Source organism: Rothia mucilaginosa ATCC 25296 (genome assembly GCF_000175615.1).
Lineage (GTDB): Bacteria > Actinomycetota > Actinomycetes > Actinomycetales > Micrococcaceae > Rothia > Rothia mucilaginosa.
In genome coordinates this window covers 29,110-51,819 of the sequence record NZ_ACVO01000004.1, presented here as the reverse complement: position 1 = coordinate 51,819, position 22,710 = coordinate 29,110, and the positions used below count along the sequence as shown (strand labels likewise).

General features: G+C 56.7%; 22 protein-coding genes and 3 tRNA genes. 22 read left to right on the top strand and 3 right to left on the bottom strand.

From position 1 onward, the window contains the following. Positions 1–37: 37 nt before the first annotated feature. Entirely contained in the window at positions 38–811 is a 774-nt protein-coding gene (locus ROTMU0001_RS00885) for a hypothetical protein (protein WP_044141791.1), read from the bottom strand. Positions 812–898: 87 nt separating this feature from the next. On the opposite strand from ROTMU0001_RS00885, the gene ROTMU0001_RS00880 reads away from it, so the two are divergent. The 10 genes from ROTMU0001_RS00880 to ROTMU0001_RS00835 all read left to right on the top strand — a co-directional run bounded on the left by ROTMU0001_RS00880 (position 899) and on the right by ROTMU0001_RS00835 (position 9,037). Beyond that, a tRNA-Lys gene (locus ROTMU0001_RS00880) sits at positions 899–971 on the top strand. 169 nt (positions 972–1,140) lie between these two features. Continuing rightward, on the top strand, positions 1,141–1,650 hold the full coding sequence (locus ROTMU0001_RS00875) for an asparaginase domain-containing protein (protein WP_005504395.1): 510 nt from the start codon (positions 1,141–1,143) through the stop codon (positions 1,648–1,650). A 1-nt stretch (position 1,651) separates the two neighbouring features. After that, the gene (locus ROTMU0001_RS00870; protein WP_005507594.1) at positions 1,652–2,293 is read left to right on the top strand and encodes a hypothetical protein; all 642 of its coding nucleotides are present in this window, start codon (positions 1,652–1,654) and stop codon (positions 2,291–2,293) included. Between the two features lie 257 nt (positions 2,294–2,550). Continuing rightward, complete coding sequence (locus tag ROTMU0001_RS00865) at positions 2,551–3,288, top strand: organic solvent tolerance protein OstA (protein ID WP_245534266.1); 738 nt, start codon at positions 2,551–2,553, stop codon at positions 3,286–3,288. Positions 3,289–3,398: 110 nt separating this feature from the next. Continuing rightward, positions 3,399–3,992: a flagellar type III secretion system protein FlhB gene (locus ROTMU0001_RS00860; RefSeq protein WP_044141787.1), complete on the top strand. Its 594-nt coding sequence runs from the start codon at positions 3,399–3,401 to the stop codon at positions 3,990–3,992. A gap of 262 nt (positions 3,993–4,254) precedes the next feature. Further along, entirely contained in the window at positions 4,255–5,760 is a 1,506-nt protein-coding gene (locus tag ROTMU0001_RS00855) for a hypothetical protein (RefSeq protein WP_005507592.1), read from the top strand. A 91-nt stretch (positions 5,761–5,851) separates the two neighbouring features. Then, the gene (locus ROTMU0001_RS00850) at positions 5,852–6,712 is read left to right on the top strand and encodes a multidrug ABC transporter permease (protein ID WP_155115023.1); all 861 of its coding nucleotides are present in this window, start codon (positions 5,852–5,854) and stop codon (positions 6,710–6,712) included. 9 nt (positions 6,713–6,721) lie between these two features. Then, positions 6,722–7,252, top strand: coding sequence for a hypothetical protein (locus tag ROTMU0001_RS00845; protein ID WP_155115022.1), 531 nt, complete (start codon positions 6,722–6,724; stop codon positions 7,250–7,252). Between the two features lie 387 nt (positions 7,253–7,639). After that, the gene (locus tag ROTMU0001_RS00840; RefSeq protein ID WP_141753490.1) at positions 7,640–8,302 is read left to right on the top strand and encodes a hypothetical protein; all 663 of its coding nucleotides are present in this window, start codon (positions 7,640–7,642) and stop codon (positions 8,300–8,302) included. Positions 8,303–8,434: 132 nt separating this feature from the next. Then, positions 8,435–9,037: a hypothetical protein gene (locus ROTMU0001_RS00835; RefSeq protein ID WP_044141783.1), complete on the top strand. Its 603-nt coding sequence runs from the start codon at positions 8,435–8,437 to the stop codon at positions 9,035–9,037. Between the two features lie 132 nt (positions 9,038–9,169). Here ROTMU0001_RS00835 and ROTMU0001_RS00830 read toward each other — a convergent pair whose 3' ends face one another. Beyond that, a complete protein-coding gene (locus ROTMU0001_RS00830) occupies positions 9,170–9,826 on the bottom strand; it encodes a DedA family protein (protein WP_005507588.1) in 657 nt (218 codons plus the stop codon). 337 nt (positions 9,827–10,163) lie between these two features. Between ROTMU0001_RS00830 and ROTMU0001_RS00825 the strand changes: the two genes are divergently transcribed. The 9 genes from ROTMU0001_RS00825 to ROTMU0001_RS00785 all read left to right on the top strand — a co-directional run bounded on the left by ROTMU0001_RS00825 (position 10,164) and on the right by ROTMU0001_RS00785 (position 20,329). After that, entirely contained in the window at positions 10,164–12,323 is a 2,160-nt protein-coding gene (locus ROTMU0001_RS00825; protein ID WP_005507587.1) for a RecQ family ATP-dependent DNA helicase, read from the top strand. 41 nt (positions 12,324–12,364) lie between these two features. Beyond that, positions 12,365–12,892, top strand: coding sequence for a nucleoside deaminase (locus ROTMU0001_RS00820; RefSeq protein WP_044141780.1), 528 nt, complete (start codon positions 12,365–12,367; stop codon positions 12,890–12,892). 300 nt (positions 12,893–13,192) lie between these two features. Beyond that, a complete protein-coding gene (locus tag ROTMU0001_RS00815; protein ID WP_005507585.1) occupies positions 13,193–13,912 on the top strand; it encodes an ABC transporter ATP-binding protein in 720 nt (239 codons plus the stop codon). A 2-nt stretch (positions 13,913–13,914) separates the two neighbouring features. After that, a complete protein-coding gene (locus tag ROTMU0001_RS00810; RefSeq protein ID WP_005507584.1) occupies positions 13,915–16,521 on the top strand; it encodes a YhgE/Pip domain-containing protein in 2,607 nt (868 codons plus the stop codon). Between the two features lie 80 nt (positions 16,522–16,601). Beyond that, positions 16,602–17,222 carry a TetR/AcrR family transcriptional regulator gene (locus tag ROTMU0001_RS00805; RefSeq protein WP_005504416.1) on the top strand — a complete coding sequence of 207 codons (621 nt, stop codon included), beginning with the start codon at positions 16,602–16,604 and terminating at the stop codon, positions 17,220–17,222. A gap of 167 nt (positions 17,223–17,389) precedes the next feature. Next, positions 17,390–17,476, top strand: a tRNA-Ser gene (locus ROTMU0001_RS00800). A 185-nt stretch (positions 17,477–17,661) separates the two neighbouring features. Then, a complete protein-coding gene (gene upp / locus ROTMU0001_RS00795; RefSeq protein WP_005507583.1) occupies positions 17,662–18,300 on the top strand; it encodes a uracil phosphoribosyltransferase in 639 nt (212 codons plus the stop codon). Positions 18,301–18,879: 579 nt separating this feature from the next. Beyond that, a complete protein-coding gene (locus tag ROTMU0001_RS00790; RefSeq protein WP_005507582.1) occupies positions 18,880–19,632 on the top strand; it encodes a winged helix-turn-helix domain-containing protein in 753 nt (250 codons plus the stop codon). Positions 19,633–19,783: 151 nt separating this feature from the next. Next, positions 19,784–20,329, top strand: a complete 546-nt coding sequence (locus ROTMU0001_RS00785) for a SixA phosphatase family protein (RefSeq protein WP_005507581.1) — start codon at positions 19,784–19,786, stop codon at positions 20,327–20,329. Positions 20,330–20,422: 93 nt separating this feature from the next. On the opposite strand, the gene ROTMU0001_RS00780 is transcribed toward ROTMU0001_RS00785, so the two are convergent. After that, positions 20,423–20,514: transfer RNA gene (locus ROTMU0001_RS00780), tRNA-Ser, on the bottom strand. 258 nt (positions 20,515–20,772) lie between these two features. On the opposite strand from ROTMU0001_RS00780, the gene ROTMU0001_RS09065 reads away from it, so the two are divergent. From ROTMU0001_RS09065 to ROTMU0001_RS00770, 3 genes are all read left to right on the top strand, one after another. Next, complete coding sequence (locus tag ROTMU0001_RS09065) at positions 20,773–21,285, top strand: hypothetical protein (protein ID WP_155115021.1); 513 nt, start codon at positions 20,773–20,775, stop codon at positions 21,283–21,285. Positions 21,286–21,472: 187 nt separating this feature from the next. After that, positions 21,473–21,832, top strand: a complete 360-nt coding sequence (locus ROTMU0001_RS00775; protein ID WP_005507580.1) for a DUF4190 domain-containing protein — start codon at positions 21,473–21,475, stop codon at positions 21,830–21,832. 222 nt (positions 21,833–22,054) lie between these two features. Then, entirely contained in the window at positions 22,055–22,675 is a 621-nt protein-coding gene (locus tag ROTMU0001_RS00770) for a DUF4190 domain-containing protein (protein ID WP_005507579.1), read from the top strand. The last annotated feature ends 35 nt before the right edge of the window (positions 22,676–22,710 follow it).

Sequence of the window (22,710 nt, the reverse complement as noted above, 5' to 3'; positions counted from 1 at the left end):
GAACCCGCATTTTTAGGCGCTCAAACGATGCAGAAGATTAGAATGCTTCGAGGCTGGTCTGCGATTTTTCCTGCGCAGAATCAGCCTCTGAACCCCTGTTAGCCTGCTGACCAGCCTCAACGGCGCGCAGCTGGGCGGCGACCGCCTCCAAATCGTGCGCGATCTGCTCCATCTGCTGAGCCTGACGCGGCAGGCGAGCACGACGCTCCACCGCCTCACGCTTCACCTCGTGGCTGCCCGGAACCGCACCATCCTGCCCGGCAGAGCGCGCATAATCGGTGCGAATACCCAACGCCACCACGTGCGCAAACGCGGCGCAACGTTCCATCGCAATGTCCATATCGCCGGTGTACAGGCCCGCCAGAATCTCATCAATCGTGCGGACCACCTCGTCGGCACTCGGCGGGTCGGGAACACCCGCCACCACGTGCGAACGGTAATCCTCCGCCATGCCCAGCTCAAAAGCACGGCTCACCCCGCGCGGCGAACGATGCACCACGTCCCGCAGCCAGTACATGCGCCACAGCGCCCCCGGCAGGGAGTGGGCGCTCGCGTGCGACCAGAGTTCGGCGAGCATCTCAATACCGTAGTCGTCGGTGAAGCTGACGAGCCGCTCGGTCATCTGCTCGTCGGTACCGCGTCCGCGCATCAGCAGGATTCGTGCGGAGGCGTGCGCCGCCTCTTCGCGTGCGGCGGGGTCCATGCCGCCTTCATGGCGTTCAAATTTCTCGGCGGAGTAGAGGACGGGGCGGTGGTGGGTGCGGTGTCGGGTACGCCCGGAGGCGCCGGTTGATGATGCGGGTGTAGACATAGGATTTCCCAGTGTACCGTTCATTGGCTGGGGGCCGGTAGTGTATAGTATTTCTATCTGCACACTTTCAGCTTTGTGTGGATAGGAGCGCCTTTAGCTCAGTCGGTAGAGCTACGGACTTTTAATCCGCAGGTCGTGGGTTCGAGCCCCACAGGGCGCACTAGCCGACCCGTCGCCTCCCGCTTTGCGGGGGTCGGCGGGTTTTTGCGTCTTCACCCTAGTGTGCGGGGTTTTACCCCGTGTTGATTCCGTGTGGTGGGGCGTGTCCTGCCGGGTTGGTCTGGCAGTTTTTGATTTGTGTACGTTGACCCGAAAAGATGAGGAAACCCGTGAGCGTCACCATTAAGAACCCTGAAGAAATCACGATTCTTGCCACTGGCGGCACGATCGATAAGTTCTATTCGGTGGCGGGCACCATGGATATTGGTGAGCCTGCCGCTAAGGACCTGCTGGACCGCGTCATCACTGACGTGCGCTTCGATATTCGTCCGCTGATTGGCAAGGACAGCCTGGACATGACCGATGAGGATCGTGCCGAGCTGACCGAGGCGCTGAACGCTGTCACTAACGACCAGGTACTCATCACCCACGGCACCGACACCATGCCGGAGACCGCCCGCTACCTGCTGGAGCACGCCGACCTGGGCAATAAGGTCGTGGTGCTGACCGGTGCGATGCAGCCCGCCGTGATGGCTCGTTCGGATGCAGGCTTCAACCTGGGTGCCGCTATTGCCGCCCTGAATCTGCTGGAGCCGGGTGTGTACATCAGCATGAGCGGTCGTATTTTCCCTGCTGAGAGCGTGCGTAAGGACCGTTCGCGCGGCATTTTTGAGGGCTAGGATGGCTGATTCCGCTCGTATGCGGCGGGGTGAACCGGTTTCTGCCGCTGAGCTTGCGCCGGTTGAGGGCTCCTCGGATCTTGTGCCGCAGGAGCATATGTCGCAGGCGCAGCTTATGCAGCTGCAGGCTATGGATGAGCTGGAGCAGCAGGCTGATGAGTTCTGGAATGTCACCAGTGATTACCCGCTGCCGGCTAAGAACCTGTACCTGGTGCGTGTGCTGCTGCTGGTCGTACCCTCGCTGATTACTGTTTATTACTTCATTCGCGTCACGCTTTTCCCGATTGGTGCGGTGCCGCTGGTCTATCTGGTGATGCACATGTGGCTTGCCATGATTTACCGGGCGAACCGTTCGGTGAAGCTGGTGTTGCTGGCGAATACGGCATCCGGGGTCGCGGCGGCGATTATGACGGCGTTCTTTGCCTATGCGCTTGTGACGGTGCACGGCCCGCAGACGCTGCTGGACCGTGTGGGCGTGTTCTATACGGTGAGCCTGCTGACGGTCATGGCGTCGTTTGCGTTGGAGGTCCTGTTCTCGCTGTTTTATAGTTTGGCGGTTCGTAGGAGCTTGCGTTTGACGCGGCAGAAGCAAAAGGAAGAGGAACCTAATGCGGAGGCTTCGCGTGTAGCGGAGCAGAACTAACGCGCCCCGACGGGCAGGGATTTCCCTGCGCATCCGCGCCTCTGCCTGGTGATGCCTGACGGGTGTTGACGGGGCGATAAGAGGCGGTGTGACACGCTCTCAGTGATGCCCCGCCACTGCTCAGATTCCCTTAAAGTACGCGTGATACGGTAGAGACAGAAACACGACCAGCACCTGCCAGGAGGTCACCCATGGGCGCTACACACCTGAACACAGATGCCGCTTCATCCGCAGAACACCCGGATGAAGATATCAGTATGCAGACCCGCTTTCAGGCGCCTATCCGTCACGTGACTCCTGCTACGCCGGAGGTGTCCGTTCCGCTGAACGTGCCGCCGGTGGTGACTGGTTCGCATCCGGTTATTTCGGCGACTTCTACCGTCATCATTCAGGACGGTACGAACCCGCCGATTGTGGTGCGTACGCATCCGACGGGTCCTCTACCGCCGTTCCCGGGGCAGGGTCAGTTGCCCGCTTTTCTGCGCACTTACACCGCTGATGAGGTGAAGGAGCGCAAGCAGAAGCTCAAGAAGAACCTCCTAGTCCGCGCCGTTATTTTGAGTATTTTGACCCTGGTCGAAGGGCTCATTATTTCTCAGTACACGCAGCCGTTGGCGATTTGCTTTGGTTTTGTGGCGGCGCTTTACCTGGTGGTTCAGATGTGGCCGCTGATGCGCCCTCCGAATGATTCGACGGACGCCTCCGTGTATAGCGTTTGGGCTATCTGCTCCCTGATCGGGTATGTTGCCGTGGGGCTGGTGCTTTCACCGATTACGTTCCTGCTGCTGATGCTCGACTGGGCTGGAGTTTCGATGGGGCTTGACCCCCTGCTGATACTTGTTGTCTTGGGCTTGGTCTGGTTGAGCGAGGTCGGTTTATCGTTGCTGACCATTTACCGCTTCAACAACTTGCGAATTGCGATGGCGAACCGGGCAGATTCTCCGTTGCTACCTGACAGTATTTCTGCGACGGTTGACCCGTCCACTTCTGCCTAAAGTTTTGAGGCGGCGCGGTAGACGAACGCCGCGCCGCCGCCCACACTCACATCACACACTCGCTCATACGTTTTCCGCACACTATCAGCCGATATCCGAAAGATTCAGCTATGTCCGCCGTCGAGTCCTCTCCGCCATCCGCTCCGAACACCACGCATCCTACGAAGCCCGCCACCCCCACTCTCGTGTCTGTGGCGGGTTGGGTTCTGCTTGTTATTGCTGTGGGCTGGCTGGCGCTGATTGCGTACACCGGCGTCTCCTATGCGACTACCCATTTGTCGCATTTTTCGACCTGGCGCGCCCAGTCGCTGGTGGAGGCGCAGGCGTACTACCCGGTGATGTTCTTGCTGGTCAGCGCGTTCGGTAACGTGACCCTGCATGCTTTCTGCACGGTGGCGTACCTGCGTGGCTACCGTTGGGCGGCGCTGGTGCTGTCGGTGGCGTTGGCGTTGGGCGTTTTGGCTTCTTTGCTGATTATGCTGACTGTGGCGGCTCTTCTGGGCACGTTGAATGGTGCGCCGAGCCAGGATGTTGAGTTGCTGCTCAGTAGCGCTTCGCCGCTGTACACTCCGGTGTATATTGCTGGCCCGTACATGCTGGTGTGCGTGGTAGCGTTGGCGTTGGTGTGGTCGCGTCAGTCGCGTTCGTACATGCAGGCGCGCCGTGATTGGCGTTTGCGCCGTAGCGAGGACTACCTGATTTAGCCTCGTAGATTCTAGCCGCGGGTCCCGGGTCTGCGGCTCACCGATAATTTTATTCACCCAACCACAGTTAGGATGACTCGTGCACCCTACTTCCGAACCTGCGCACGAATCCTCATCGCAGACTAGCCCCGGCGCCGCCAAGCGCACATATGATGAGCGGGCGGCGTTTGAAGAGGCGAAAAGAAACCTTGGCATAGTTGGCGATAGGGAACAGGAATTTAACCGGGGACTGGCGATTCTTGGTAAAGCCTATTCCATCGGTATGACGCTCATCCTGGTGTATTTCCTCCTGGATGCGTACCAGATTCTTGTTACTGCGGGTCGTAGTGTGAACATTGGCTCTTTCCTTAGCTATGCCCTGCCGAAGGTTCTGCCTGACGCCATCTTGGTGGTGCCGTTCCTCTGGATTGTTCTGGATTGGGTCAAGGACGGGTACATTAATCCGCGCCGTCTGATGATGCTGTACCTTCTGCTGTGCTCCTTGAGCGGTGTGCTTTCTTTCGCCGGTGTTTTTGGTATGGCGCAGGTACTTTTCCCTGCATTCACTGCTTTGGATCCGGCGTCGCATCCTGCCGCCGCTTCGTCTATCGTGACGCAGGCTCTGGTCGCGGTCATTACGGCGGGTAGCGCTGTTCTGATGTTTCTGCTGACCCGCCCGGCTGTGGGCGCGGTTCCGAGCTTTGCGGTGATTCGGAAACAGATGAGGGCTATCGAGGAAAGCACCTCGGGTGCTGAGGATGAAGAAGAGCTGACTCGTGAGGATGTTCTTCGTCAGCTTGAGAAGGAAGAAGGCCCGGTCAAGGACTCTACCGAGCAGCTGTTGCGTGAGCTTTCTGCCGATTATGCGCTCTCGAATGATCCGGCGGAGAAGAACCGCCTGCTGGATGAGATACAGCAGGTTCAGCGCGCCCAGAAGGCGGGTGTAAAGCCCAATCTTGGTGGCGCCTCCGCTGGTGAGTCGGGTAAGCCCCACGAGCAAGCACACGGGGGCGAGAAGGCTACTGCTGGCTCTACCGCGCCTGCCGTGCCTAAGGTGGTGCTCCCGCCGCGCCCGAAGGCGTTACGCGGCGTCATGTGGTGCGCTACAGCGATTATTATTCTGTCCGCAATCCAACGTATCTATGTATCTATCCATAACGAGGTGCCAGACCGCGTTATGGAAAATATGCCGGGCATCATCATTTCAGGCATATTTGCTACCTTCATTTTCTCTCTCATACCCATTTTTGTCCTCCGCCGATTGTGGAAGGGCCGTAGATGGGCGTACTTCCTCACCCTCTTCGGTAGCGCTTTTGCGGTTTTTGTTGGGGCGCTAAGTTTGCAATCTTTCATCTCGGCTGATTATTTCTCCAGACTGGCGGATGAATCGTTGACTTCAAGGCCCCGAGACTACGTAGTTTCCATCGTGGTGAGTGACATTATGGGAGCTTTTCTTACGGCCTTCTACCTGCTGATAGTTGTGCTGCTCATTAGCCGTCCCACCAGGTCGTTTATGGCTACCGCGAGGTTGGCATGGATAGAAGCACGTGAACAGGTGAACGCCGGTGACGGTTGGATTGTTGCGCATCAGGATGCAGAAACGCGTACTCACCTGGAAGAAGAACAGACACGCAGGGAAGAAAAGGAAGCTAACCGACGCGCTGAAGAAGCGGTCGCTCAACAGTACAAGAGGACCCGCCGCACGGATGCACGGAGGAACTCCCGCAGCGAACAGCGCGGCTACAAGGACACTTCCGTGTACACCGAAGAAGGCTACCGCCTCAACTAGGGCAAGATGCCCCTCCTCATGGGGAAACTCTCTTCTGCACCCGCCCTGCGCTATAGCGTGCGGGGCGGGGCGCGAAGAGTAGAAAGGAACAATGATGTCAGAACGCACCCCAAAGCAACCGTTGAATGACCCGGAGTACACGGTTCCCGAGTACAGCGTGCTGTTGCCCTCCGACGAGGCTGAAAATAGCACTGCAGGAGGCGATGCCGCCTTCAATAACGTAACTTCCGGTAGCGCCGCAGATAACAGCGCAGCGGAGGGCAACGCACCCGGCGGCAGCGCCTCCGAGCACGACGCTAGCACCCCCGAGCAAACCACTACCGGCTACACCGCGACTGTCTCCGCCGAGCAGGTAATTCCGAAGCGCCCGCAGGCTATGCGCAGCGTCATGTGGTGCGCTGCCGCCATTATCGTGCTGGGACCCCTGAGTAACTTTCTGCCGATTCTAAGCCGGTCGTATATCGATTTTGAGATGGTGGTGAGTGTTCTCTTCTCTGCCTTGGTGGTTACCCTCATCATCTCCGCCATCCCGATTTTTGTTCTCTGGAAGATCTGGGATGGCCGCGAGTGGGCGCGCATTCTTACCATCATCTACTGCGCTCTCGCGGCTGCTAGCGGTGTGCTTATTCTTGCGGATAATTTCTCGGGGTTAAGCTCTAGAGCGGCTGCGGCGTCCAGCCTGGTGCGTATCGCGAGCGGCGTTTTTACTCTCGTTCTTTACATCCTGATGATTGTCCTACTGACTCGTGCTCCTATTAGGATGTACACACAAATCGTTAGCGGGGCACGTGCACTAGAACATCAGCAGATGATGTCTGAGACGAGACAGGCTGCCGGTCAGGTACCGGCGGAACTTCGAGAGCTTTTCGCTGATGATGAGGACGGCGAACGCACATCATCAGGGGAGAACACCCCTCGACCCCCGCACCGTAGCGCGGGATGGGGAACATAGAAAGGAACAATGATGTCAGAATATGGATCTCCGGGGCTAGCCCCGCACTATCAGCAGAACCAGCCGTATCAGCCGCATTCTAACGGCCGCCCCGCTGCTCTGATATGGGTAACGGTGCTTACCGTGCTAGTTATTCTGATTGGGGCAACCCAGTCTACTGTGAGTGCTTTGGAGTCGAACCACACCTCCATGAATTCAGAGGCGCTGGTGCAAGTAACGATCCCTGCACTGGTCAAAATTATCCTGATGGATGCGGTGACCCTCATTGCCCTGTTGTTCCTCTGGCTGAGGCGTAACTGGGCGCGTATCGTCAGTATTATTTTGAGTGTTCTCGGTGCGCTGGGCGGTCTTTTTTCTATTTTTGGTTCCGTCATACTCTTCAACTCTGTTGATGTGCAGGCGCTGAGCGGCGCCGAGCTGGCGCACTTCATCTTTGTCCTTGTGTTGGTGAATATTCCTGCCGTCTGCCAGGCGGTGATAGCGGTATTGCTGTTCACTCCAGGTATGCGCCGGTACACGTACGCGGCTGGCCCATACTGAGGGGTTACCGGCGTGGGTAGGGCGTGATAGAGCCTGATGCATGAGCGTAAAGTAACCTCGCGGAGGTGTAGCTGGCTTCCGGGGTGTCACCTCCACCGGGTTTGAGAGAACGTAAAAAGGTGGGGATGCCAAACGGTATCCCCACCCTTTCGCGTTAAATATCGAAATCTTCTAGCTGGTAAAACCCTTTGAGTTACCTAAAAGGTTCGAGGCTTCGTATAAAAACTCTACAAGGCTCGAAGAGCTTACCCTATACTGAAAAAGTATTATTCTCTCAGCTAACTACATCAAATAACTCTTTTAGGTACGTTTAAGACAAATCTACCTATACGAGCACAACAATCACCGACTGACGCACCACAGTGCGAGCATACGAGAGAAAGAACAATGATGTTTAACAATACTTCCGGTGCCTCCGCGGGCACGCTGGCACCGCAGGCAGCTCAACCTAACGCCGCAGCAGCGAACTTTCCGGCACCGAACTTCGCGGCACCCGCCGCAACGGCATCCAATCTTCCGGTTCCTGCAGATGCCCGCCCCGTGTATGGTGTTCCGGGTGTCCAGCGCGCTATCAATCTTCCCCCGCGCCCTATTGCTATTTGGATGGTAAGCATTTGCGTGGTCTTGCTTCTGGCTACGTACCCCTTGCAGCCTCTTGTGGGTCTAGAGTTTATGTTTGCGTATGTACTGGCAGGCGCAACCATGGGGCTTACGATGATTCTCCCTATTGTGCTTGGAGTAGTCTCTGCCTGGTACCTCAATGAGGGTTATGAGTGGGCGCGAGTGGTGATTATTATCGAGGGCGCACTGCGTATGCTTCTGGATATTTTGGTTGTAGCTGGCTCTTCCCGATTCTTCCTGAGCAATGACTATAATTCGCAAGCGTTCAGGTTTATGTTTTTTGGTCCGTTTATGACCCTTGAGGGTATGTATGTGAAGCTCGCCTTTGATTTCATCATCCGTATCTTCTTTATTGTTCTTCTCTGCCAGCCGCAGGTGGGGCGGTACATCCATATACGTGGAGACCTGCGACGTATGGGCGTGCGTTAAACATAACTAACCGGGGCGCAACCCCGCCCGCCTCTTGAGGCAGGTTTCGCATGAGCCTGCCAAGTTTGAACAATCACCTGAACAATCACCGGCTTACGCATCAGCGTAGGGCACATACAAGAAAGAAAAACGATGTTAAACAATGCCCCCAACTCGTCGACTGTTGACCCGGCACCTCAGCCTAACGCCGCAGCACCGAACTTTCCGGTTCCGGGCGCACCCGCTCCTTCATACAGCATGCCGGGCTCCTACGGAGTCGTTTACGTCCCTTCGCAGCCTGTCGCCCTGCGTGCGGCGATGGGCTGCGCAATCGCTGTGATGGTATTGGGCGCCCTATCATCCCTGTACGTGATGGCCTGGCGTGGTGTGGAATTCGCCGGTCTTTCATGGATTGGCTTTACCGCTATCGGCGGGCTCGTCATCTGGCAGCTCTGGCAAGGAGCCCGTTGGGCGCACATACTGGTCATCGTTGACTGTGCGCTATACCTTGTCCTTAACCTATTGGGCTTGCTATTACTTCCTCTTTTGCGTCAGATTGGTGTACCCGTCCTAGAAGTGATTGGGCTAGCAGGCGCATACCACTATGGAGATCCTAATGTCTTCTTTGTGCTGGCTCTAGGCAGGACCGCACTTGATGTTGTCTTGCATATTGCCATCATTATTCTTCTGGCTCAACCGCAGGTATTGCAGTACTTCAAAGCTCACGAGGACCTTCGAAGCATGTGCGTAAAGTAACCTCGCGGAGGTGTAGCTGGCTTCCGGGGCATCACCTCCACCGGGCTTGAGAGAACGCAAAAAGGTGGGGATACCAAACGGTATCCCCACCTTTTCTCATCCCCGGCTCAGGAGCCGAGAAGGACTCACGTATTACTCAGCAGATTCCTGCTTCGCCTTCGAACGGCCACGCAGGTACTCGATAATAACCGGTACCACAGAAACCGCCACAATAATCACAGCAATGTACTCAATGTTGTTGTGCACGAACGGGATACCGCCCAGCAGCACACCCGCCAGACCAATCAAACCAATCCACGCAACCGCACCAACGATATTCCACAGGTGGAACTTCTTACGGTCGTACGAAGAAATACCAGCCGCAAGAGACACAAAAGTACGAACAATCGGCACGAAACGACCCAGAACCAGAGCCAAGCTACCGCGCTTCTGGAAGAACTCCTCAGTAGTGTGCAGGTTCTTGGTGCTCAGAATCTTCGCGTCATCCTTGAAGATCTTACGGCCGTAACGGGCACCAATCTGGTAGCCAACCTCAGCGCCAGCAATGGCAACCAGCACCAGGACCGGGAATGCAACCCACAGGGACAGGCCCATCTGCTCATGCAGCATACCCAGAGCAAAAATCAGGGAGTCACCCGGAAGAACCGGGAAAAGAACACCGGACTCAATAAATACGATAATTGCCGAAACAACCAGAACCCAGGGGCCGGTATCGAGCAGGAACTGCTCAAGGTCGAGGCCCAAGAGCGCAACCGGAAGATGCGCCAAAGCGGTGGCAAGAAAAGTCATGAAAAATCCTGAACTGTGAGTGGACCGCACACACGGATCGGCGGCGGAGTAACACCAGCATAGAAAGCGTACCTATGGTGAACATTGTGCAAAACTATGCGGAGGCTGTGTATTACTGGCACAATTCTACCGGCATTTACGCCGGATGCACGGGTGAGCGAGGCGTAAATCTCCTCGCCCGCATGGCGAAACAGCCGGAGGTGACGCGGCGCTCGCGTGCCTCTCCAAGAAATGACCATCCGCAGAGCCGGAGGATACGGGGTGTGACATGATGGAAAGAGAGCACGGCGCGTCGCGGCGTAGCGATTGCCCCAACCACCCACCGTTGGAGAGAACCATGAACCCCGAACAGCCAGCGTCCAGCCCCGCCGATCTCCTGCATGCTGAAGCCCGTGAAGTGTTGCGCCGCCTCACCGGCGTCGCTGATGCCGAGTTCCACGACGGCCAGTACGAGGCGATTAGCGCCCTCGTAGCCGACCGCGCCCGCACCCTCGTCGTGCAGCGTACCGGCTGGGGTAAGTCCGCAGTCTATTTCATTTCTTCCCTGCTGTTGCGTGCCCGCGGTATGGGCCCGGCTCTTATTGTCTCCCCGTTGCTTTCCCTCATGCGTGATCAGGTCAAGGCGGCATCCCGCGCGGGAGTGCGCGCCGCCATGGTGAACTCTGCGAACGTCACCGAATGGGATGAAATCCGCACCCGCCTCGAAGCTAACGAGCTCGACGTGCTCCTGGTGGGCCCCGAACGCCTCAATAACCCGGCGTTCCGTGAGCAGTGGCTGCCGTACCTGCTGCCGCGCCTGGGGCTACTCGTTATTGATGAGGCGCACTGTATTTCTGACTGGGGCCATGACTTCCGCCCCGACTACCGCCGTATTGGTCCGCTCATTAAGTCTCTGCCGGTGGGTGTGCCGGTGTTGGCGACTACCGCAACCGCGAATGACCGTGTTAGCCGCGATATCGCCGAACAGCTCAGCACTGATACCACCGCACCCGTGCATGTGCTACGCGGTCCGCTGTCCCGCGAGTCCCTGCGCCTGGGCGTTCTGACCCTGCCTCATGAGGCGCAGCGCATCGGCTGGTTGCTCACGCACCTGAATAGCCTGCCCGGTTCGGGCATTATCTACACGTTGACTGTCTCCGCGGCAGAAGATACCGCAAACGCTCTGCGTGCCAGCGGCTACGAGGTGCTCGCCTACACCGGTAAAACTGACTCGGATGAGCGGCTGGTTGCAGAGCAAGCACTCAAGGAAAACAGGGTGAAGGCTCTTGTTGCGACGAGTGCCCTCGGTATGGGTTTTGATAAGCCTGATTTAGGTTTTGTTGTGCACCTAGGTGCGCCGTCGTCTGCGGTGAGCTACTACCAGCAGATTGGCCGCGCCGGACGAGGCGCCGTTAATGCTGATGTTCTGCTCCTGCCCGGTCGTGAAGACCGCGCTATTTGGGAGTATTTTGCGACCGCCTCCATGCCCAATGAGGAGCAGGCGCTGGCGGTGCTGGATGCCCTCGCCCAGTCCCCGGATGGGTTGAGTATTACCGCGTTGGAGGCGCGCGTTCAGTTGCGCCGCTCCACCCGGGAGCTTCTGCTGAAGGTGCTGGACGTTGAGGGTGCCGCCGTGAAGGAAGGTAACTATTGGCGTCGCACCTCTTCGCCGTGGCAGTACGATAACGCCCGTTATGCGGCGGTGGCGCAGGCGCGTGTGATGGAGCAGAACGCCATGCTCGAGTATGAACGCACTAGTCAGTGCCGGATGCTTTTCCTGGCTCAGCAGCTTGATGATGCTTCCGCGACTGCTTGCGGCCGTTGCGATGTATGTGCGGGTCCCTGGTACCCGGTTGAAGTCTCCGCTGAGGCGCAACAGGCGGCACAGAGTAGCTTCAATACGGTGGGCGTGCCCCTGCAACCGCGCCGCATGTGGCCGAGCGGGCTGGACCAGCTGATGGGTGCGGATGCGCCGCGCGGTCGTTTGTCTAAGGACGAGCAGGCTGAATCCGGTTACGCTTTGGCGCGTCTGAGCGACATGGGGTACGGTACTCGTCTGCGTGAGCTTCTGGCGACGAATGAGCTGGGCGAGCCGGTTGATTCTGAGGTTCCTGCCGAGCTGGGTCGCGCTTGCGTGAAGGTGCTTGCTGCTTGGGAGTGGGCTGAGGCGGGTCGTCCGGTGGCGGTGTTGACTCTGCCTTCGCCGGTGCGTCCTCGTTTAGCTCAGTCCCTTGGTAGGGGGCTTGCGTCGGTGGGCCGTCTGGTGGATTTGGGTCAGGTGTCTCTGGTGGGGGAGCCGCGTTTCTTTGGTGGTAATAGCGCATTCCGTTGTGCGGATGTGCTGCGCTCGTACCGGGTGCCTGCAGAGGTTCTGGACTATGTGAGTGAGCATCGGTGCCCTGTTCTGCTGGTGTCTGATGTGGTTGATTCGCGGTGGGCATTTACGGTTGTGGCGCGTGAGCTGCGGCTGGCGGGTGCTTCTGCGGTGTATCCTTTCTCTTTGGCTACTACCCACTAGTTGCGCCTATTAACGTTTATTTATTCCCCTGACGAGGTTGTATGTCATATTCGGAATATTCAAAATTGACGGTCACAGACGGTTCTTCCGCTGTGCTCAGCGATATTCCCGCTCGCCCCGAACACAGCGAGTGGATGGTCCGCGCCCTCGCCGAGGGTGCCGCTGCAGGTGAGCGTGGCGAGATTCCTATCGGTGCTGTGGTGGTGGATGAGCAGGGTGCCATTATTGGTTCGGCAGGCAATACCCGCGAGCGGGAGCATGATCCCAGTGCCCATGCGGAGGTGAACGCGATTCGTCAGGCGGCGGCGCATCGTGGTCAGTGGCGCCTGGACGGGTGCACGCTCGTGGTGACGGTTGAGCCGTGCCTGATGTGTGCCGGCACAATCCTGGCGTCGCGCGTTTCGACGGTGGTTTTTGGTGCTTGGGAGGAGAAGACGGGGGCTGCTGGCAGTCGTTACGATGTACTGCGTGACGGTAGGGTTGCTCCCGCTCCCGAGGTGTATGCGGGGGTGCGTGCTGATGAGTGTGCGCAGCTGATGGTGGACTTCTTTAAGGAACGCCGCCTCTGACCTGCCCTAGGCCTCACCCCTAAAAGATAGTTTGTATAACGTGAAAAGCCGCGCAGGGAATGCGTGGCTTTTCGCGTTATTTGTACGAAAAACCCCATTTATTTGAAAAATACTTCAAAAATTTCAAAAATGGCCCATGTTTTTCAAGAAAAGCCCACCACATCACACATAACCGGGTCTACCATATATAGGCATTGGAGCCTCCGCCTGCCCGCGCCTGACGTTCAACACCCCGCGCGGTGCCCGCGGATGACTCCCAGAAACTCACCCGAACCATCCATTCTCTGAGGGGATCTAACCGTGTTAAGCGTTGACAATATTTGGGCAAAAGGGCGCCACACTCCGCTTTTTGACCGCACCACCTTCTCAGTGGGCGAGGGTGAAGTCATTATTGTTCAGGCGGATAGCCAGTTGGAGCGTACCTCTCTGGCGTTGGCGCTGACTGGCCGCCTTCCCCTGTCCGGCGGAACGATTAGATGGAGTGAGGGTGATGATGAGCCTCGCCGTATTTCGATGAAGCGTCTGCGTGCTCTCAGTAGCGTTGTGGACTCTCCTGATGTGACCGCTCCCGAGCAGCATATGCGCGTGCACGATTATGTGTCGGAGATGCTTTCCTATAACCTGCCGATTTTTGGTCGTTCCCGCGCGAGCCGCTGGTTGGCCGAGCGCGGTCTTGAGGAGCTGGACGGTCTGTGGATGGATGAGATTAGCGGCGAGATGAATATGGAGCTGATGGCTGCTTTGGCGCAGCATAGCCCCTCTGACCTGCTGGTTTTCGATACTCCCTCCCGCCACCTGAATCACACGTACATGTGGCTTCCGTACCTGGAGGAGCTTGCCGCCGATGAGGACCACCCGCGCACGGTGGTGGCTGTTGTTCCGCATATTTCTGAGTCCTGGCATGGTGCGCGTGCGGTGGTCGGTCGTGCCCCTGAGGAAAACGTGCCGGCTCCTGTTGAGGGCGAGATTGAACCCTCCAATGAATCCCCCGAACATGGCGAAAACGCTGAGAAGGAGTAAGAATGACTGTTCTGCGTGTTGCACTCGTTGAGCTGAAGCGCCTGACCAGCGGTGTTTTGCCGGTTCTGGTGCTCATCGCGATGTCCTGCATTCCGCTGCTGTACGGCGCCCTGTACCTGTACGGCAACTGGGATGCTTACGGCCATGTGAATGGCATTGTGGGTGCCTTGGTGGTTGAGGATGAAGGCGCGACGGATTCTGAGGGTCAGCAGGTGAATACCGGTGCGGACGTGAAGAAGAACCTTCTAGACGCTGGCACGTTTGATTGGCGTCAGGTGCAGACTCGCACTGAGGCTGTTGAGGGCGTGGAGAACGGCACCTATGACTTTGCGATGGTGATTCCGAAGGACTTCTCCCGTAATTTGCAGAGTGCCGGTTCGTTCAAGCCTGATGCTGACGGTAAGACGGGCACTATTGATGCGCGTTCGGCGGGCATTGAGGTCATTACGAATGACGCGAACAACTATGTGCTGACGAATATTGTCACGAAGGCGGGCACTGCGGTGCGTGATTCGGTGGCGGAGAAGGTCGGTAATTCTACGGCGAATTCGCTGTTGGCTAGCTTCACAACGATTCATTCGAAGATGGGTGAGGCTGCTGATGGTGCGTCGAAGGTGAATAACGGCACGGTGAAGCTGGCGGATGCTATCACTCAGCTGAAGGACGGCACTGCCACGGTGAATGATGGTGCCGTGAAGCTGAAGGACGGCACCTCCTCCTTGGCTGATGGTCAGTCCCAGTTGTTGGATGGTCAGAAGCAGTTGGCGGAGGGTGCCGCGAAGCTTGCTGATGGTGTGTCGACTTTGGATTCTGGCGCGGCGAAGCTGGATTCTGGTGCGTCGAAGCTTGCCGATGGTGCTTCGAGCTTGAAGGATGGTTCGTCGACGTTGGCTTCGGCGGCTGCTTCTGCTTCTGATGGTGCGTCGAAGCTGAAGGATGGTTCGGCGACTCTGGCTGAGGGTACTGCGAGCTTGAAGAGTGGTTCGGCGGCGGTTGCGAAGGGCGCTAATGATTTGGCGTCTGGTATCCATCAGTTGCGTGAAGGTATGGATCAGGCGGGTATTCGTGAGTTGCCGGCCGAGTTGAACGCGATGTGCAAGCGCCTGCATGAGACGGATACGTCTGCCGGTAGCGGTGATTTTGGTCGTGATCTGTCGAATACCGTGGTGTCTGCGAGTGCGCAGAAGGTGCGTGCTCAGGTGACTCCGCTGGTTGAGGCGGGTACGTTGACTCAGGAGCAGGCTGATCAGCTGGTGGCTGCTGTTGATTCTGAGGAGACGAAGAATGAGGTTGCTGAGCTGAATCAGAAGGCTCTGCAGTCGCACCTGGCTACTCGTGATGCTGCCGCTGCTGATGCCCTGTCGAAGCTGAGCGCATTGAAGTCGAGCCATTGTATTTCTGATGGTTCGTCGTCGACTGCGGTGAAGATTCAGACTTTGGTGACTGGCGTGGATTCGCTGGATTCTGGTGCTTCGTCGTTGGCGAAGGGCGCTTCGTCGGTAGCTGATGGCGCCGCTCGTGTGGATGCTGGCGCGTCCTCGTTGGCGTCAGGTTCGGCGACCCTGGCTGATGGTAATTCCAAGATTGCTTCGGGTGCTTCGAGCCTTGCGAGTGGTTCTGCGACTTTGTCTGGTGGTGCTTCTGAGCTGAAGGAGGGTACTGATTCTTTGAAGAGCGGTACTGCCGAGCTGAAGGATGGCAGCGGTACTTTGGCGGAGAAGGAGCAGTCTGCGGTTGAGGGTCAGCAGAAGCTGGCTGATGGCGCGAATGAGCTGAAGGATGGCGCGTCGCAGTTGTCTGATGGTACGGCGAAGCTGTCTGATGGTTCTACTCAGCTGAATGATGGTGCTTCCGAGTTGAAGGATGGTACTTCGTCGCTGGAGAGCGGCCTGGCTTCTGGTGTTAAGCAGGTTCCGAGCCTTGCTCCGACTGATCAGGCGAAGGTTGCGGATACGATGTCGAACCCGGTGACTTTGTCGCATGATTCCTTGGCGTCGGGCCGTAACTATGGTGAGGGCATGGGTCCGTTCTTCATGTGCTTGGCGTTGTGGATTGGCGGCTTGATGCTGGTTCAGACGTTGCGCGTGATGAACAACCGTGCGTTGGCTTCGCATGCTCCGTCGATTCGTGTGATGCTCGGTAGCTGGATGCCGTTCGGCCTGGTGGGTATTGCTCAGGCGACTTTGATGTTTGCCGCAATCAAGTTTGGTTTGGGCTTTGAGATGGCTCATCCGTGGCTGGTGTGGCTGTTCCTCTGCTATGTGGCTTTGGTCTTTACCGGTTTCATTCATGGTTTGACGGTGATTTTGGGTGCGCCGGGTAAGCTTGTTGCTTTGGTCATTCTGATTCTGCAGCTGATTACTGCGGGCGGCACGATGCCGTATGAGACTTTGCCTGAGTCGATTCGTTGGATGCATGATTTCTTCCCGATGGGTTATGCGGTGGCGGGTACGCGTCGTTTGGCGTATGGCATTAATGAGTCGAGCCTGTGGGGCATCATGCTGGTTTTGACTCTGTGGGGTCTGGCTGGTCTGATGTTGGGTTACATTGGCACGCGTCGTGATCGTACGTGGTCGCTGAAGAAGCTGGCTCCGGAGATTACGGTGTAACAAACCCTGTTTAGTCGCACCGGGGGAAAACTGTCTAATAAAATAGAGATATATCTGCAAAAAGGGAGGGAGGACTGCTGATGTTGCAGCGCCCAGTCGCTGAAGCTTCAAGTCGTCGTCCCGGCCGTACAGGTAGAACTCAGTTGAAGTTGTTCAACGCTGCTATGGAAATCATGACCGAAAAGGGGCTTGAGTACGCCACCGTTGAAGAGGTGGCTGCCCGGGCGGGTGTTTCTAAGGGAACCGTGTATTACAACTTCGGTTCTAAGAAGACCATGGTGGATCAGCTGGTTCAGTACGGCACGCAGTTGCTGCTGAGCGATGCGCGTCGCGCGGCGTCGGTTCATTCTGATCCGCGTGAGGCGTTGCGGAGTGCTGTTCGCGCCGCGTTCCAGTATCTTGAGGACCGTCCGGGTTTTACTCGGATGTGGCTTTCGGAGGCGTGGAAGGGTGCGGATGGTTGGACTGAGGCGATGAGCGATAACCGTCTGAATCTTCTGGATTTTTTGGAGGAGATGACGGAGGCTGTGGCTCGCCGCTATACGGTTGATACCGCTCAGAATCCTCGTGCGATTGCGATCTCTATGTTCGGCGCGATTTACATGTTTGCTATGGATCGTGAAGTGCATCAGGCGGAGCGCAATGCTGAGGATGCAACACGTGCTGTCATGCTGGTTGTAGATGGGTATATCCGTCATTAGGCGGACCTGTTGGGGTCTGTAGACGTAGCCGGGACTTCGGTGTCGGGTGTCGAAAAGGGCACGGTGAAAGGGGCCGTGAAAGGGGCGACACCCGGCTGCCGTACGCGCACGATATGTAGGCTCATTCTTGCCCTCCTGTTGGGGGTGTGCTATAGTTTTCCACTGTTGGTGGTGTGTCCGAGCGGCCGAAGGTGCATCACTCGAAATGATGTTTGGTGTAAAAGCCAACGGGGGTTCAAATCCCTCCACCACCGCACCAACGAAAACCCGTCGAGATTCGTCTCGGCGGGTTTTTGCATGCCCGGATTGTTCTGGGGTGGTGCTGGCGGGTGTGCTGGTGGGCGTTTGCGCGGGGGTGTTTCGCCTCGTTTTATAGGTTGTGTGCCACTTCCGGGGCTTTGCCGGTGCTTGCTGATTTGGGGGTGGGTAAAATCGTATTATGCGTATTAAGATTCTTGACCACCCGCTGGTCTCTCACAAGATTAGTGTTCTGCGTGATAAGAACACCCCGTCCCCGATTTTCCGTCAGCTGGTTGATGAGCTGGTGACCCTTCTTGCCTATGAGGCGACTCGCGAGATTCGTGTGGAAGAGGTTGAGGTTGTGACTCCGGTGGCGACTACTACCGGTGTTCGTATTGCTGATCCGAAGCCGCTGGTTGTTCCGATTCTGCGTGCTGGCCTGGGCATGCTGGAGGGTATGACTCGTCTGGTTCCGACCGCTGAGGTGGGCTTCCTGGGTATGGCTCGTAATGAGGAGACCCTGGATATTGTGACTTATGCTGAGCGTCTGCCGGAGGACCTGACTGGTCGTCAGGTGTACCTGCTGGATCCGATGCTGGCTACCGGTGGCACTCTGATTGAGGCCATTAAGTTCCTGCGTGAGCGTGGTGCTGAGTCTGTGACTTGCGTGTGCCTGATTGCTGCTCCTGAGGGCATTGCTGCTCTGGAGAAGGGTATTGAGGGTATGGAGAATGTTGACCTGTTCCTGGCTGCTCGTGATGAGCGTCTGAACGAGAAGGCGTACATTATTCCGGGTCTGGGCGATGCTGGTGACCGCCTGTACGGTCTGGCTGAGTAGTTTTTCAGTGTTATTCACGTGATGTGAGTGGGGCGCCTCTGCATATGTTTAAGCATGTGCGGGGGCGCTTTGTTGTGTCTGCTGGAGGCTGTGCGCAGGTTATATGGTGTGGTGTTGGGGGATGTGTGTCTAACGGTCTGCTGTCTTGGGTGTTTATGGTGTTGTTGGGCGCTTGTGTGGGTTTATGAAACACCCTCGATAGTATGTGATGAGGAACACTATAGTGTCTTGAGGGGTTCAAAATATATTGAGCATATTCACAGCTTCACATGAAAATACAGGGTGAAACCAGTAAATAAAAGAAGCTATGAATATTTATAAGGGAAAAAATGCTGAAAGCTTCAGGTGGTCCCTGAAACCCTAAAACATGAGAGGGGGCATTGTACTCCTCTCGCCCATAAAGATGAATCCACTATGCTGAATCCGCTTGATTTATCCGTCAAATAGGAGAAATATTAAGTAAGAGGATTGAAGCTCGAACAGGTATTGGGGACTGTTTTAGCTCCGCGTCACTTCCGGCGCACCCCACACTACGTACGACAGGGATCCCGTACACAGACTTTGAGAGAAGGTTGAATCATGTCAGGCGCTGTACCTGGATATGTGCACATCTCCCAGCGCGGCCGCGCCGCTAAGCGCCAGGTCGTGCAGCCTCAGCGTCCCGTTGCGCAGGCCGCAACGTTGCGTCCGATGACTTTCTCAGCCGGTGACCCTGCCCATAAGCAGGCTCAGGAAAATGAGGCACGCGGCTTTGTGCTCTATGTTGGTTTGAACGAGGAACTTGCTGCAGCGAACGGTACCTCCCTGGTGCGTATCGTTCAGGATCTGCGCACTTACGCACACCACCTGGCTCCCGAGTCGGAGTCGTACGCCGCTGTGGCGTTGGCTCCGGTGAACGCTGAGGGTAGCGACCTTGAGGTGGTACGTAATGCGCTCGGCGACCCAACCGCAATGTACATGCACCCGGAGGCGAATGTCGCCCGCGAAGCAGAGACCACGAATAGCCACTCTTCGGGTGTGCTGATTGATTTGGCACGCCGCGAGGTGTTCCTGGATGGTGAGCCGCTCATGCTGACCTTCAAGGAATTCGAACTGCTGGCACACCTGGTGGAGAATTCTTCCCGCACCGTGGGTCGTGAGGAGCTGCTGAAGGCGCTGTGGAGCTCCGGTGACGAGCATCCGCATGAGCGTACGATTGACGTGCATATTCGTCGTCTGCGTTCGAAGCTGGGTCGCCTGTCGGGTACCGTGCGTACGGTGCGCGGTCAGGGTTACCGCTTCTTTGAGCACCCCGAGGTTGTTGTCTGGGCTGCTCCGGAATACTCGATTTAGCGTGTACAGAATTTAGCTTCTGTAGAGTGCACCCCGGTGTGCTGGCGTGATGCCGGTGCGCCGGGGTTTACTTGTGCCCGCCTGGGGGTGTTAGTGTGCGTGCTGTGGCGGCGTGCGGCACGTTCCGGCGCCCTCTAGATAGAATGGGTGTATGGCTGAAAATTCTTCCAACACTGCAGCTGGCTCGCACCGCAGCGGGGTCAAGCGTCTGATTATTATGCGCCATGCGGAGGCTGATTGGGGTCTGAATGATTTTGATCGTCCGCTGACGAAGCGCGGCCATGAGCAGGCTGCCGCTGCTGGCGCCTGGCTGGCGGCTCGCGGTTATATTCCGGAGCAGATTATGTCGTCGTCGGCTTTGCGTACTCGTCAGACGACGACTTGGGTTTCGGATGGTTTGGGGGCGAAGGCGCCTACCGCTCATCTGGATGAGGGGCTGTACGAGGTGTCTGCGTCCCGCATTATTGCGCGCATCAACAGCGTTTCGGAGAATGTTCATTCTCTGATGGTGGTGTCGCATCTGCCCGGCGTGCAGGATGCCGCGCAGCGCCTGATGAGCCCGGATTCTGACCCGAACGCGTCCATGGATGTGTACTACGGTTTCCCGCCCTCTTCCATTGCGGTGTTTGAGGTGCTGGGGGAGTGGGCTCTGCTGGATGGTGCGGATGCGCGCCTCGTGGACTTCAAGAGCTTCTAGACCAGAAGTTTCTAAACCAGGAGTTTCTAGGCTTTGTGCCTGAATGAAATGGGTAAAGCAAAAGCCCCGTACCAACCGGTACGGGGCTTTTTGTGGCGGAGACGGGGGGATTTGAACCCCCGGTCGAGTTTAACCCCGACCCTTCATTAGCAGTGAAGTCCATTCGGCCGCTCTGGCACGTCTCCACGGTGCGCTCGTGAGCGCATCCCTATAAGAATATAGGCTGTTTTGCACTTGGTCAATTCGACCTGTGAGGCGCGAGAGATATATGCGGGTGGGGTGGTGTTAGTTTCTTCGCGATCGTGATTTCTTTACCTGCGAGAAACGTGTGAATAGAGCCGTTTAATCTTTAAATACCCTGAATTTATGTGTTTGAGGTATTTAGGTGATGTAGTTTTGAGGGTAGAAGCGACATTGCGGTCCAGATAGAAAGGCTCCCTCCCGTGACGACCACCGTTCCTCAGTTGCCCCAGGTTCCTCAGAAGACTCAGCCTCCTCAGGGTGCTCCCTCCTCTGTGAATAACCCGGCTTTCAACAACCAACAGCTTATGGTGCATCCTGCGCAGTTTGCGCAGCCGGTGTATGTTCTTCCCGAACAGGAGAACACACACACGCAGGGCTGGATTATTGCGATGGCCTCGGTCATTATCGGTGTTCTTGGACTGATTAGTGTTTTTGTGCTGAATTATTTGACGGGCGGAGGCGCTTCCCTTCTTCTGGGTCTTACGGGCTGGGTTCTAGCGATTGCTTCACGCCACCGCGGTCATATGCGTGTGGCTGGTGTTGCGTTGGGGGGTTATGAATATGTTGCTTGGTGTCCTGACTGTGCCTTTCGAGATGCTGCTATTGATTCTGGTTATGATGCATGTTTAGACAATATCGTTCATAGCTACTGGTCAGAGAAAGCCCGCGAGCGCCCCGTGTGTCCGCGGGCTTTTGCGTGTCCGCCTGCTTAGCTGTACCAGTTTTTATGGTCACCTGACGCGGGTTTTTCGTCGTGGACTATGGGGTTCAGGCTTTGAGGCTCATACGCATTTTCGATACACTGCATGTGTCCAACCGATAAATAGAGGGCATCTCTGACGTTTTATCTTCCGATACAGCACATCAGAGGCACCTCATCACTCAGCAAAGCGAGAAATCATGTCTGAAAACCCCAACAACCCCCAGCCCCAGTTCAACCAGGACCCCCAGTTCAGCCAGCAGGCATCCCAGTATGGTCAGCAGGCTCCGTACGGTCAGCCGGTCCCGACCCCCGAGCAGCAGGCTCAGATGAAGAGGGCGAAGATTCTGTCGATTCTCGCTATTGTATTTGGCGCTATTGGTCTGGTCCTTCTAAGCCCGCTTTTCAGCGCACTGGGCCTGGCTTTTGGTTTGGCGTCTCTGCGTGTCCCTGAGCTGCAGTCCCGTGGTCTGGCACTGACTGGTTCCATTATCGGTGGTACTGCTCTGGTCCTGAGCATTATTGTTGTCGCGCTGGGTGCTCTCAAGAACCTGGGCTAGGACCTTATAGCGTTTTAGCCAGCATCCTCCATGGAGATTGGCTACAGAAAGCCCGCGAGCGCCCTGTGTGTCCGCGGGCTTTTGCATATCCGTTAGAGCGGCTAGCTAATGCATTGCGGTGCATTGTGGGGGCTTGGATAGCGGATGTAGTTGTACCCGTTCCATTCATGGGTTAGGGTGAATTAGGTTTAACGCACACCAGCCGTACGAAAGTGAGATGCCGTGTCTCAGAATCCTCGGGGTTCAGACCCCTACGACTACAACCCGGACTACAACCGTCTGAACGAGCAGTACAACCAGAACACTCAGTACGGGCAGAACACTCAGTACGGTCAGTATGGCCAGTACGGGCAGAGCTCCTACGATCAGTATTCTTATGACCAGTACGGTCAGAATTCGTACGGTCAAGACTCGTATGGTCAGAATCAGTATGACCCGTACGGTCAGCAGTACCAGCAGCCCGACCAGTACGGTCAGCCCATGATGGTTCCTGTGGGCTTTTTGCAGAAGACCCCCGAGCAGCTTGCCGGTGAGAAGGCAGCTCAGACTTCCACGGTGCTGGGTATTATCAGCTTGGCGTGTATAGTGACTCTCAGCTGGTGGCTGTTTGGTCTGCCTTCCCTGATTCTGGGTGTTATCGGTATTCTCAAGGCTAATGAGGCAGAGCGTTATGGTGTGGCTGCTTCAGCTGGTCGTATCTTGAACTGGATTAGCGTAGCCATTGGTGGCATGTTCCTGGTGCTTTTCGGCGGAGGTCTTCTGCTGGCGATTATGCTGGCTCTTTCTGATTCTGCCGCAAATTCTAGTCTCGTGGAGACTGTGCAGATACTGGCATTCTTCTAAACACTTTCACCCTCATTGGAGGGTACGCAAAAGCC

Excerpts from the sequence above, each read along its gene's own strand:
- ROTMU0001_RS00830 (WP_005507588.1), bottom strand. The coding sequence starts at position 9,826 with ATGACTTTTCTTGCCACCGCTTTGGCGCATCTTCCGGTTGCGCTCTTG.
- ROTMU0001_RS00850 (WP_155115023.1), top strand. The coding sequence starts at position 5,852 with ATGATGTCAGAACGCACCCCAAAGCAACCGTTGAATGACCCGGAGTAC.
- ROTMU0001_RS00790 (WP_005507582.1), top strand. The coding sequence starts at position 18,880 with ATGTCAGGCGCTGTACCTGGATATGTGCACATCTCCCAGCGCGGCCGC.
- ROTMU0001_RS00860 (WP_044141787.1), top strand. The coding sequence starts at position 3,399 with ATGTCCGCCGTCGAGTCCTCTCCGCCATCCGCTCCGAACACCACGCAT.
- upp (WP_005507583.1), top strand. The coding sequence starts at position 17,662 with ATGCGTATTAAGATTCTTGACCACCCGCTGGTCTCTCACAAGATTAGT.
- ROTMU0001_RS00870 (WP_005507594.1), top strand. The coding sequence starts at position 1,652 with ATGGCTGATTCCGCTCGTATGCGGCGGGGTGAACCGGTTTCTGCCGCT.
- ROTMU0001_RS00805 (WP_005504416.1), top strand. The coding sequence starts at position 16,602 with ATGTTGCAGCGCCCAGTCGCTGAAGCTTCAAGTCGTCGTCCCGGCCGT.
- ROTMU0001_RS00865 (WP_245534266.1), top strand. The coding sequence starts at position 2,551 with ATGCAGACCCGCTTTCAGGCGCCTATCCGTCACGTGACTCCTGCTACG.
- ROTMU0001_RS00820 (WP_044141780.1), top strand. The coding sequence starts at position 12,365 with ATGTCATATTCGGAATATTCAAAATTGACGGTCACAGACGGTTCTTCC.
- ROTMU0001_RS00855 (WP_005507592.1), top strand. The coding sequence starts at position 4,255 with ATGACGCTCATCCTGGTGTATTTCCTCCTGGATGCGTACCAGATTCTT.
- ROTMU0001_RS00785 (WP_005507581.1), top strand. The coding sequence starts at position 19,784 with ATGGCTGAAAATTCTTCCAACACTGCAGCTGGCTCGCACCGCAGCGGG.
- ROTMU0001_RS00840 (WP_141753490.1), top strand. The coding sequence starts at position 7,640 with ATGATGTTTAACAATACTTCCGGTGCCTCCGCGGGCACGCTGGCACCG.
- ROTMU0001_RS00845 (WP_155115022.1), top strand. The coding sequence starts at position 6,722 with ATGATGTCAGAATATGGATCTCCGGGGCTAGCCCCGCACTATCAGCAG.
- ROTMU0001_RS00810 (WP_005507584.1), top strand. The coding sequence starts at position 13,915 with ATGACTGTTCTGCGTGTTGCACTCGTTGAGCTGAAGCGCCTGACCAGC.
- ROTMU0001_RS00835 (WP_044141783.1), top strand. The coding sequence starts at position 8,435 with ATGTTAAACAATGCCCCCAACTCGTCGACTGTTGACCCGGCACCTCAG.
- ROTMU0001_RS00885 (WP_044141791.1), bottom strand. The coding sequence starts at position 811 with ATGTCTACACCCGCATCATCAACCGGCGCCTCCGGGCGTACCCGACAC.
- ROTMU0001_RS00825 (WP_005507587.1), top strand. The coding sequence starts at position 10,164 with ATGAACCCCGAACAGCCAGCGTCCAGCCCCGCCGATCTCCTGCATGCT.
- ROTMU0001_RS00775 (WP_005507580.1), top strand. The coding sequence starts at position 21,473 with ATGTCTGAAAACCCCAACAACCCCCAGCCCCAGTTCAACCAGGACCCC.